This is a genomic window from Capnocytophaga sp. HP1101, assembly GCF_054772415.1.
Genome location: NZ_BPUU01000006.1, coordinates 19,859 through 31,207, shown reverse-complemented (window position 1 = coordinate 31,207; position 11,349 = coordinate 19,859). Strand labels below are relative to the sequence as shown.

Genomic DNA, 11,349 nt, shown 5'->3' with positions numbered 1-11,349 from the left:
CAATTTCTTCTACGATACTCAACTTAAAGCAATCACTGTACCGAACTATTACTTTTCTCCGCTCTGTCATATTTTTTCCTGTTTTTTGTGTAAACCTATTTCAGGATATGACACGTCCTTCCTTCGTCCTTCCTTCGTCCTTCCTTCGTCTTTTGTTCGTCATTCCTTCGTCATTCCTTCGTTTATACTTCGTGTTCACCTTTAATATCACGGTGCTCATAGTCAGCTATCATCAGTTTATCGTAATCAGTCTTAGTGCCTTTACCAAAGCGTTTACCGATGTTATCGAAGATGAGATATACCAATGGCACAATAATAAGCGTCAGGAATAATGACGAAATAAGTCCCCCGATAATTACAATCGCCAAAGCATTGTTAATCTCAGCACCTGCACCACTGGCAATAGCAAGAGGGATCATACCTGCTACCATCGCAATGGTTGTCATCAAAATAGGACGCAATCGGGCGTGATTTGCTTGGATAAGTGCGGTAATCGTATCTTCACCTTCTTCCTTTCGGTGATTCGCAAAGTCCACCAGCATAATCGCGTTCTTGGCAACCAACCCGATGAGCATAATAATACCTAAAAGAGTGAAAATGTTGAGTGACATATTCGCTAAAGCTAATGCAATCAAAGCCCCAATAAAAGATAATGGAATAGAGAACAATACTACAAACGGACGTGAGAAACTGTCGTATAGCACTACCATTACCATATACACCAATAAAATAGCAGCAAAGAGTGATACGAAGATAGTGCCAAATCCTTCGTCTTGCATCTCTTGGTCTCCCGTGAATACAAAGTGCACGTTCGCTGGTTTTTGCAAGCTCTCTAATTTAGTTTTCCATTCAGAAACAATAGTACCCGTAGGGCGACCTACTGATTGTGCTTGTACAGTTACCGAAGGCGACTTGTCATAACGCTCTAACTGTGTAGGACCTGAGGCATAGATAATATTAGCAAATTGCGATAGTTTCACCTGTTGCCCTGCAGCATTGATGAACATCATATTCTCTATATCACTTATAGATTGGCGACTGCCGTCTTCAAACACTATATTGATGTCATACTCTGAGTCACCTGTACGGAATTTACTGTCGTCATTACCATTGAAAGCCGTACGCATTGTTACCCCTACTGTAGCAATGTTTAATCCTAACATTGCCATTTTGTCGCGGTCAATTTGTACATTAATTTCAGGGTTACCACTCTCTGAACTGAGTTTAATTTCAGTAGCTCCTTCAATTGTTTTGAGTAGTTCTGCGGTTTTCTCAGCATATTCTTGGGCAGCTTCCACATTATCAGAAGTAACCACCAAGGCAATTGGTGCTTGTTCAGCCCCCATCATACCCACAGGAACTGTTTTTACTTTAGCATCTACTAAGTACTGACTGAGCTCTCGTTTCAGCTTAGCCGCAATCACATTAGTCGATTCACTGCGTTCTTTCTTATCAATAATAGTAAGCTGTATTTCCGATTTATAAGCGGTTGCTTGTGAAGCTCCCATACCACTGGTAGATTGCCCTACAGTAGTAATCATACTTTCTACCAAAGGCTTATCAGTACCCTCAACTTTAAGATTGCGTAGGTAGTTTTCAGCCTTTTGGGTGATAAAGTTCGTCTGCTCCAATGAAGCGTCTTTGTTCAATTCAAATTGTACTAAGAACTTTCCTCTATCCATAGGAGGCATAAAGTCTGTCCCTATGAATCCAGCAGGGATAAATGCACAAGAGCCTACAAAGAGGAAGAACACCAAAATGATAGTTTTCCATTTATTGGCAAACACCCATACTAATAAATCAGAGAAAAACTGAGTAAAGCGTTTGAGGTAATTCTCAAATCCTATCGACATCTTGCCAAAAAGAGTGTTAGGATTGGCGTGTTCTAATTTTCCAAAGCGAGAGTAGAGCCAAGGCACTACCGTAAACGACATTAATAGGGAGAGCATTGTAGCAATAGCTACAGTCATACAGAACTCACGCACTACTTTCACTACAATGGCACTGCCCAATGAAATAGGTACAAATACCACCACAATCACTAAGGTAATCGCCATTACGGTAAGCACAATTTCTTTAGATCCATCAAAAGCAGCACGCACCTTGTTTTTCCCCATTTCCATATGGCGGTGAATATTTTCCAATACCACAATGGCATCGTCCACAAGTATACCTACTACTAATGAAAGCGCTACCAAACTCATTAAGTTCAGTGTAAAACCAAAAAAGTACATTCCTATGAACGATGCAATCAGCGAAGTAGGGATAGATACCATTACAATAAGTGCATTACGCAAACTGTGGAGGAAGAAGAACATCACCACAGCCACCAATACAATTGCTAATATTAAGTCAAACATCACCGAACTGGCAGCTTCTAACGTAAACTCACTCGTATCTTCAGCTAAAAGCATTTTTACACCTTCGTTTTTATAAGTCTGCTCTATTTGGCTCATTTTATTGCGTACTAATTCACTCACCGATACCGCATTGGCATCAGTTTGTTTAATCACTTGCAAAAGGAGTGTGTTTTCTTGGTCAATACGCGCAATCTTCTCAGCTTCTTCTTCAGTATCTTGCACATCAGCCACATCAGCCAAACGTATTTCTATACCATTTTGCGAAGCCAATGTAAGGTTACGCAACTGTTCTACATCTTCTATTTTACCAAGCAAACGTATAGAGGTATTATTCTCGCGTGTTTTCAGCTTACCCGCAGGAATTTCCATATTCGAGGCTGCTATCACTTGTTGCACTTGAGCGATAGATAGACCATAGCCTTCTAATTTTTTTGAGTCAACACTTACGCGTATTTCGCGTTTGCGCCCACCTATTATATTTACCTGAGCTACCCCTGGTACACGCGATAGTTCAGGTTGTATTTTTTTATCTACCAAGTCGTACAACTCTTGAGCTGATAGATTAGAAGTAACTCCAATAGACACAATAGGAAGGTCAGAAAGCGAAAATTTGCTAAGCGATGGTTCTTTAGCATCGTCAGGTAAATCAGCTCTAATCGCATTGATTTTCCGTTGTGCTTCGTTGAGTGTATTATCTACATTTGCCTCATTAGTAAGCTGTACTACTACTATCGAAAGACTTTCATAAGAAAACGATTGTATCTTTTTGATATTCTCCAAGGCCGAAACCGCATCTTCTATCTTTTTAGTAACAGTACTCTCAATCTCAGAAGGTGATGCCCCTGCATAGACGGTAGAGATAGTTACCACATTCACCTCAAATTTAGGAATCAACTCATAGTTCAGTAGTTTGTATGAATAGAAACCACCTAAGAGTAATAAGGAAAGCATTACAATAAGGACACTAGGTCGCTTAATAGAAAGTTTAATTAAATCCATTTGTTTGTTTGTTCTAAATCGGGTGCAAAGGTATGATAAAAAACTTAATAAACAAAAAAAGTTTCCATATTTCAGGAAACCTTTATCAGAAGTAAGAGCTTGAATAGTCTATGATACTTACTATTTTGGAGGAAATTTTTCTAATATTCTATTTACGAAATTGTTGATAGCTTCCTCTTTACGTTCCATTGTTTGAGGTAAATTACCTACGCCTTTACCTTGCCAAATAAGTTCACGCTTATGGGCATCTATAATTTCAATATAAAGAGAGCCCTCTGTACTTCGTGCTACATTATAGGTTGCTCCTCCCCAAAAAGGTCCCCAGCCCATTCCCCAACCCCAATAGTATGGAGTATTGTTGTACACATCTACATTTTCTTGCTCACGAGTGAAGATATTTACTAAAACGTCGGGGTTTTCTGAAAGGGTCATTCCTTTTGACGTTAAATTATGTTCAATAGCACGCAAGATACGCTTCTTATCTAAATCCGAGATAGGAACTTTATCAATGCCTTCTTTAAAGAAAGCAAATGATTTATATGCAGAAAAATCGGCCTGTTGGTCATAATCTACAGCTACATATACACTAGCGCAAGAACTAAGAACAACTGCCATAATTAGAAGTATAAAAACAGTTACTTTTTTCATATCATAAGTTATTAAAAGGTTATTTCTTGTTTTTATGAGCACAAAATCTATACCGTTTTATATTTTTCTATCCATTAATTGTAGGGCAAAAGTTCTGAGATACTTTCGTTTGTCATTGCCTATAGCTATTTTATCTAATATAATAAGAGCTTTTTGAGTATAGTTTTCTATGAGCTCTCGAACTGCTTTATCTGCATTTGTTACCTGAAAAATCTCTTTTACTCTTGCTATTTTATTATTATCTTCATTTGTAGCATATGTTCGCAATAGCTCTTTACGTTGGTTTTCATCACTTAGTGCTAAAGATTTTAGATAGAGTATAGTTTTTTTATTTTCTATAATATCTCCTCCTATTTTTTTACCAAACGAAGCATCTCCAAAAGTATCTAAATAGTCATCTTGTAACTGAAAAGCTATCCCTAAATTCAATCCAAAATTATACATATTCATTTGGTTTTCTTTAGTTGTTTCAGAGATAATACTACCCATTTGTAAGGCAGCTCCTATAAGAACTGAAGTTTTGTATGAAATCATTTGCATATATGTCTCAATACTTACTTCTTGTTGCTTTTCAAAATCCATATCCATTTGCTGTCCTTCACATACTTTAAGAGCTGTTTCACTTAATGTTTTTACCAATTCTTGAAATATTTCTGGAGGATAACTCTCTAATAACTTATAAGCAATAATGAGCATTGCATCTCCCGAAAGTATACCTATATTTGTATCCCATTTTTCGTGCACAGTAGGTTTGCCACGTCTCAGAGGTGCTTTATCCATAATATCGTCGTGAATAAGTGAAAAATTATGGAAAACTTCTATAGCAGTAGCTGCATTAAGTGCTTTGTGATAGTCTTTACCAAAAATATCAGCTGCAATAAGGGTAAGTATGGGGCGAATACGTTTTCCCCCTATGTTAAGGATATACTGAATGGGCTCGTAGAGGTGAATAGGTTCTTTGGGAGTAAATGTTTTTTCTATATGTTGCAAAAAAGCCGTTTTATACTCTTCAATGGTAAGCATAATAGTCTATTTATTAATTTAGAAATTAAATACTTGTCTGTTCTTATCCTTTTCTCAAAAGCTCTATGGCGTGATTACGAGCCGATTCACCGCTGTTTTTACCTTCAAGCATTTCCGAGAGCTCTGAAATGCGTTCCTCTTCACTGAGCATTTTAAGATGGGTAGTTGTCTTACCAGTTATATCTTCTTTAAATACTTTAAAATGATAAGTACCTTTAGCAGCTATCTGTGGCAAATGGGTAATAGCAAATACCTGTCTGTTTTTGCTCATTTGTTTCATTATATCACCCATTTTTTGAGAGATTTCTCCTGATACTCCTGTATCAATTTCGTCAAACATAATAGTAGGGAGTGCTGTATGTGCTGCCATTATAGCTTTTACAGCTAACATTATACGCGATAACTCTCCTCCTGAGGCTACTTTTTTTAACTGACCAAATTCCCCCCCTTTATTAGCAGAAAATAAAAATGAGAGCTCATCATTTCCGTTATTAAAGAAATGTGAAGTAGGTGTTAGCTTGATATCAAAACGTCCATTAGGCATTCCTAATTCGTGCATAAAGCTCTCTAATTGCTTAGTGAGGGCAGGAACTACTTTCTCCCGATTTTTGTGTAACTCAGTAGCTTTTTTAGAAGTTTCTGTTTGTTGTTTCGTTACTAACTCTTGTTGTTCTTTAAGGTCGAAATCTGCGCTTTCAGTTTTAGAAACTGCATTCTCTAAACGTTCTTGGATACTCATCAACTCTTCTACGGTTGTTACTTTGTGCTTTTGCTGAAGTGAGTAGATTTTATTGAGTTGTTTTGATATTTCTTCTAAACTTTCAGGGTCTGTTTCTATGTTTTCATCAATATCCGCTACGTCTCTGCCTAAATCTTCTAAGTCTAAAAAAGCTGAGTCAATGCGTTCATATAATTCGCGATATTGCTGTTTGTATTCTGTAAGATTTGAAAAAGCGCGACGCAGTTCACGTAAATTATTCAAAATACCTACGTTCTCATCGTTGAGCAAATACAAACTTTCAGCTACGCTTTCCTTTATTTCTTCAATATTAGAGGCTTCTTCATAACTTTCTTCCAATTCCTCCAAGATGCCTTCTTCTAAAGTAACTGATTTCAGTTCTTTGAGCTGATGCAAATTGTAATCGTATTCCTTATTAGCTGTTTGCTGAAAGTCTATCAGTTCTTGTAGTTTCTTTTGTTCTGCTTTAAGTAATGTTAAAAGACGTTGGTATTCTTCTAACAACAATTTGTTTTCAGCCATTGCATCAATAATTTCAAACTGAAAGGCTGAATCACTTAACGAAAGTGTTTGATGCTGAGAATGGATATCCACGAGCGCTTCACCTAAACGTGAGAGCACGTCTAATGTTACAGGTGAATCATTCACAAAAGCTCTCGATTTTCCCGAAGGTAGTATCTCTCGGCGTATAATGGTTTGAGGGTCATAATCTATTTCCAACTCATTGAAGAGCGATTGAAATTCATATTTCTGCAAAGAAAATTCGGCTTCAATAACACATTTTTCATCTTTGTTCCTTAAAGCCGACATATCAGCTCGCTTTCCCAATACTAAGGAAAGTGCATCAAGCATTATAGATTTTCCCGAACCTGTTTCACCTGTGATAATAATAAAACCTTCTGGAAAGTCAACTTTTAGGTCATCAATTAAAGTGTAGTTTTTTATAGATAGAGTATTGAGCATATTCGTTATTTTATTTCATTCCATTTGGTTACTTGGGTAGGAGCTAATTTCACTAAGGCTTCTTTTAGCATTTTAGTATTAAAAATTATTCCTCCTGAGTAAATAGAAGCAATTTCATCGGTTTTTGCATTAAAAAACAATATCATTGCATAGGAACTCAACCGTAGGCTTGGTATTTTTTCAAGTGAGATAATAGCATTTTGGATAGTTTCTTTAGCTCCTTTCTCATCTGCACTCATTGTATCTAATCCCAAACGATGGTATTGGTATAGGGCTTTGTGATAATCAGTGTAATTCTCTGAAATAAGTTCGTTTATTAACAAGAAACGGTTGTTTTTACCATTATCTGCCCAACCTGTATAACTACTGTTCTGTGCTATATTCGCAATTTGCTGTGCTTTTAAAAAATAAGGTCTCCCTGCATTTTCGGCAAAGGTATCGGCATCAAACCCTAATAGCAAATAGGCATAGTAAGCTATTACCGAAGTGAGATTCGACTCAAAGGCATTTTCATTGAAAGTAAGAGGCGCAAACTCTTGATAGTCGAACGCTACTTCTTTGTCTTGTAAGTTAAATACAGGTGATTGGTATGCCGAATTGTATACAGGACGTGAAGATTGCACCAAAAGACTCGCTTCATAGTGTGAATTTTCAAACTTGTTTATCACCAGTATAAAACTGCAACGAATGCGTTCGTTATCACGCACTTTTAAGTCTGTCCAACGAGTCTGATTGATAAATTCTTGTAATGACTTTTCTAAGGTCTTAAAGACTGAGCGATTACTTAAATTTACCTGTTGCGTATTAACCGTTACCAAAGCATTCAACTCTTGTGAAAAAGAGAATGAGCTGCTAATTAAGGCTAAGAAGAGTACTATTTTTCTCATAATGATATATGTCATAGGTTAATTGTTTCCTACCTTCGCTTCTGTTCTAATTAATAGGGTATTTCTTCCGTGATTTCAAGACCGTAGCCCGACATTCCTACGTAATTCGAAGCATTTTTAGAGTTAGTGAGCAAGCGTAGTTTCCTAATACCTAAATCATTGAGTATTTGCGCCCCCATTCCAATATCCTTAGTATCTTTACCTACTTCAGGAAGTGGGTGTCCACTTTGGTGCTCTTTTATTTCAGTAATGCGCTGTAATAACGTTTGCGAATACCCCTCTTTGTTAATTACAATCACCGCTCCTTTGCCTTCTTCATTAATTTTTCTGAAAATGCGTTCCAAAGGATTGTCTTTATCACCTGCTAATACTTCCAGAATATCATTGCTGATAAACGATGAATGAACACGTGTAAGCACTGGTTCATCGGCTTTCCAAGTACCTTGTGTAAAAGCTAAGTGTATTTGCTTGTTAGTGGTTTGCTCATAGGCGCGCAAGCGAAATTCTCCATAAGGTGTTTGCAACAAGAAATCTTCTTTCTTTATCACAAGCGTATCTTTGCGCATACGATAAGCAATAAGGTCTTCAATTGAAATGATTTTAAGGTCAAATTTCTTAGCTACTTCCACTAACTGAGGCAACCGTGCCATTGTCCCATCTTCGTTTAATATTTCAACCAAAATACCAGCTGGTTTTAATCCCGCAATACGGGTTAGGTCAATAGCTGCTTCTGTGTGCCCTGTACGACGAAGCACACCGCCTTCTTTCGCCCTTAGAGGAAATATGTGCCCAGGGCGTCCTAAATCAAAGGGGGTAGTCTTAGGGTCTACGAGTGCTCGAATAGTTTTAGCACGGTCAAAAGCTGAAATACCAGTAGTACAACCGTGTCCTTTCAAATCTACCGAAACAGTAAACGGGGTCTCGTGTAGTACGGTGTTGTTTTGTACCATCATCGGTAAGTCAAGTTCTGCACAACGCTTTTCGGTAAGAGGGGCACAAACTAACCCACGACCGTGAGTAATCATAAAATTAATCATCTCTGGGGTTGCCTTCTCAGCGGCTGCAATAAAGTCGCCTTCGTTTTCACGGTTTTCATCGTCTACTACTATAACGACTTTCCCTTTTCTTATATCTTCAACAGCTTCTTCAATGCTGTTCAGTTTGATATGGTTCATCTTTATCAATTGATTTTATACAAAATGAACACGAGCGACACACTCGTGTTATAAAATTAGAAATAGTTATTAATTTTATTAAGAGTTATATTTCTTATGTATGATGACCGTCCCTATTCCCCCTTTGAAGGGTAGTCAGCGAGCTGGCATAGCTGAGTATGTGAATAGGGGCTAATGTTTATAACCAATAAGTTAATTATACTTATAATCAGTTGCTCTTACATCATATTGTAGGGGCTAATGGCAATTAGCCCTTAAGAAATGAGTCTATTTATTTTTCTTGACTATAATTCCTTTTCAACTTAAAAATTAACGGTAATACGAGATATTTTAGCACTTTCTTCAATATCGTCCTTAGAGACACTATCAGTCAGGTCAAAAGCCGTTTTTAATGCCGATTTATCAAAAGTAAAATAATAGTTCATTCCTTTCGGGGTAACCATCACACTACTGATAGAAGGCTCAATTTCTAAATCGGGGTATTTGTTCTTTACGTCTTTAAAAGTACTCTGCAATGATATACCTTTTTCTGTAGCGTATTTATCGCACAGAATTAGTACACTTTCTACTATTTTTTCTCCCTTATCATTAGTTGTTGGGGTGATTTCAAGAAGCTCTTTACCTTCTTTGTCTAAAATAGTAATCCGCTCCGCACTGGCATAACGCAACTCTCCTTCCATAGTCGAGTTTACTATGGAGTCCTTAGCAAAAATAGAATCTAACTTTTGTATAGAAGTACCTTTTTGAACAACTCCTACACTGTTATTAGTGATGAGAAACTCATTCTTCTTATTGTTACACGCCACAATAGTTAAAAAAACAGTAATGATGATAAAGTATTTTTTCATTATTTCTTGATGATTTTGTTTAATATCCCTAAAACACCCCTCACGAATGAAGCACTTGTAACCATTTTTATCAAAGGGTTAGTGCCCGACCGCTTAGTAGTGGTTTTTTGTGTAGTGGGCTTAGGAGCAGTAGCTTTTTCGGCTTCCTTAGCCTCTTTTTGCTTCTCTTCCTCCTTGCGCACGTCCTCTATTTTCTTATTCAAGATTTCATAAGCGCTCTCGCGGTCAATAACTTCGTTGTATTTGCGTACTAATTCCGAACGCCCTACTAGCGCTTCAATTTCACTGTCACTAAGAATATCCATTCTGCTCATTGGTGCGCGCATCATTGTGTCCACCAGTGGAGTAGGTATTCCTTTTTCGTTCAGCACTGTTACCAGCGCTTCTCCTGTTCCTAAAGAGGTAAGCGTATCGGTAGTGTCGTAAAACTCCGATGATGGATAATTCTCTGCAATCAGCTTGATAGCTTTGCGGTCTTTAGCTGTAAAGGCACGGAGAGAGTGTTGCACTTTCATACCCAGCTGAGAGAGTATCGCATCGGGAATATCAGTAGGGTTTTGAGTGCAGAAAATAAGTCCCACACCCTTTGAGCGTATCAACTTTACAATGTTTTCTAATTGGTTGAGAAGCGTTTTCGAAGCCTCATTGAAAATAAGGTGTGCTTCGTCAATAAAGATAACCAATTTAGGTTTTGCCATATCGCCTTCTTCGGGGAAAGTAGTGTAGATTTCCGCCAAAAGACTCAACATAAAGGTTGAGAACATCTTAGGACGGTCTTGAATGTCTGTAAGGCGAATGATGTTCACATAACCTTCGCCCTGTGCGTTAGTTCTCATTAAGTCGGCTGGTTCAAAACTGCGCTCCCCAAAGAAAAGCTCAGCCCCTTGATGTTCTAATTCCACAATTTTGCGCAAAATAGCACTTGTTGATGATTTAGAAACCGCTCCGTATTCTTTCTCAAAGTCCGTCTTCCCCTCATCAGTAGCATACTGAAGTATTTTCTTTAAATCTTTCAGGTCTAATAGCGGGAGTGCGTGGTCATCACAGTATTTAAAAATCACTGCCAAAACCCCTTCTTGCACATCGCTCAGGTCTAAGATACGCGATAGCAACACCGACCCAAATTCCGATACAGTAGCACGCATACGCACCCCTTTTTGCTCCGAAATCGTGAGCAGTTCCGTAGGAAATGCCTGTGGTTGAAAATCTAAGCCTATTTTGCCTAAGCGCTCCAATATAAAAGGTTTTACTTCACCAGATTCGGCAATTCCGCTGAGGTCGCCTTTTAAGTCCATCAACAATACAGGAACACCTTTTTTAGAAAGATTTTCCGCGATAACTTGCAGTGTTTTAGTTTTACCTGTACCCGTAGCTCCTGCAATAAGCCCGTGGCGGTTAAGTGTTTTTAAAGGTAAATTTACCAATACTTTTTCAATAGGTTGCCCTTCATACACCGCCCCTCCTAAGGTAATGTAATCACCCTTAAAAGAGTATCCAGCGAGCATTGTTTCTTTAAAAGAATCTATTTTAGCCATTTGTTATTAGTTTTTATGAATCAAGGATTGTATTGTTTATTGAGAGTCATATTATTTGTGTATGATAACCGTCGCTAATTCCCCCTCTTTGAGGGTAGTCAGCGAGCTGGCGCAGCTGAGTATGTGTATTAGGGGGCGAGGTTTTTAATAACTTAATCCAACTCTTGATTCG

At 37.9% G+C, this 11,349-nt stretch carries 8 protein-coding genes; all 8 read right to left on the bottom strand.

Features of this window, described 5'->3' with window-relative positions; all coding sequences use genetic code 11:
- Positions 1–182: 182 nt before the first annotated feature.
- Complete coding sequence (locus RCZ04_RS04980) at positions 183–3,359, bottom strand: efflux RND transporter permease subunit (protein WP_460484857.1); 3,177 nt, start codon at positions 3,357–3,359, stop codon at positions 183–185.
- Between the two features lie 120 nt (positions 3,360–3,479).
- Entirely contained in the window at positions 3,480–4,007 is a 528-nt protein-coding gene (locus tag RCZ04_RS04975; protein WP_460484856.1) for a DUF4136 domain-containing protein, read from the bottom strand.
- A gap of 57 nt (positions 4,008–4,064) precedes the next feature.
- Positions 4,065–5,030 carry a polyprenyl synthetase family protein gene (locus RCZ04_RS04970; RefSeq protein ID WP_460484855.1) on the bottom strand — a complete coding sequence of 322 codons (966 nt, stop codon included), beginning with the start codon at positions 5,028–5,030 and terminating at the stop codon, positions 4,065–4,067.
- A 43-nt stretch (positions 5,031–5,073) separates the two neighbouring features.
- Complete coding sequence (recN, locus tag RCZ04_RS04965; RefSeq protein WP_460484854.1) at positions 5,074–6,732, bottom strand: DNA repair protein RecN; 1,659 nt, start codon at positions 6,730–6,732, stop codon at positions 5,074–5,076.
- A 5-nt stretch (positions 6,733–6,737) separates the two neighbouring features.
- Complete coding sequence (gene porD / locus RCZ04_RS04960; RefSeq protein ID WP_460484853.1) at positions 6,738–7,619, bottom strand: type IX secretion system protein PorD; 882 nt, start codon at positions 7,617–7,619, stop codon at positions 6,738–6,740.
- Positions 7,620–7,669: 50 nt separating this feature from the next.
- Positions 7,670–8,794: a 3,4-dihydroxy-2-butanone-4-phosphate synthase gene (gene ribB / locus RCZ04_RS04955; RefSeq protein ID WP_460484852.1), complete on the bottom strand. Its 1,125-nt coding sequence runs from the start codon at positions 8,792–8,794 to the stop codon at positions 7,670–7,672.
- A 302-nt stretch (positions 8,795–9,096) separates the two neighbouring features.
- Positions 9,097–9,642, bottom strand: a complete 546-nt coding sequence (locus RCZ04_RS04950; protein ID WP_460484851.1) for a hypothetical protein — start codon at positions 9,640–9,642, stop codon at positions 9,097–9,099.
- Positions 9,642–11,177 (bottom strand): P-loop NTPase family protein, encoded by a 1,536-nt coding sequence (locus RCZ04_RS04945; protein WP_460484850.1) that lies wholly within the window; start codon positions 11,175–11,177, stop codon positions 9,642–9,644. The genes RCZ04_RS04950 and RCZ04_RS04945 overlap by 1 nt, the downstream gene beginning before the upstream one ends.
- Between the last annotated feature and the right edge of the window lie 172 nt (positions 11,178–11,349).

Excerpts from the sequence above, each read along its gene's own strand:
- RCZ04_RS04980 (WP_460484857.1), bottom strand. The coding sequence starts at position 3,359 with ATGGATTTAATTAAACTTTCTATTAAGCGACCTAGTGTCCTTATTGTA.
- RCZ04_RS04975 (WP_460484856.1), bottom strand. The coding sequence starts at position 4,007 with ATGAAAAAAGTAACTGTTTTTATACTTCTAATTATGGCAGTTGTTCTT.
- RCZ04_RS04970 (WP_460484855.1), bottom strand. The coding sequence starts at position 5,030 with ATGCTTACCATTGAAGAGTATAAAACGGCTTTTTTGCAACATATAGAA.
- recN (WP_460484854.1), bottom strand. The coding sequence starts at position 6,732 with ATGCTCAATACTCTATCTATAAAAAACTACACTTTAATTGATGACCTA.
- porD (WP_460484853.1), bottom strand. The coding sequence starts at position 7,619 with ATGAGAAAAATAGTACTCTTCTTAGCCTTAATTAGCAGCTCATTCTCT.
- ribB (WP_460484852.1), bottom strand. The coding sequence starts at position 8,794 with ATGAACCATATCAAACTGAACAGCATTGAAGAAGCTGTTGAAGATATA.
- RCZ04_RS04950 (WP_460484851.1), bottom strand. The coding sequence starts at position 9,642 with ATGAAAAAATACTTTATCATCATTACTGTTTTTTTAACTATTGTGGCG.
- RCZ04_RS04945 (WP_460484850.1), bottom strand. The coding sequence starts at position 11,177 with ATGGCTAAAATAGATTCTTTTAAAGAAACAATGCTCGCTGGATACTCT.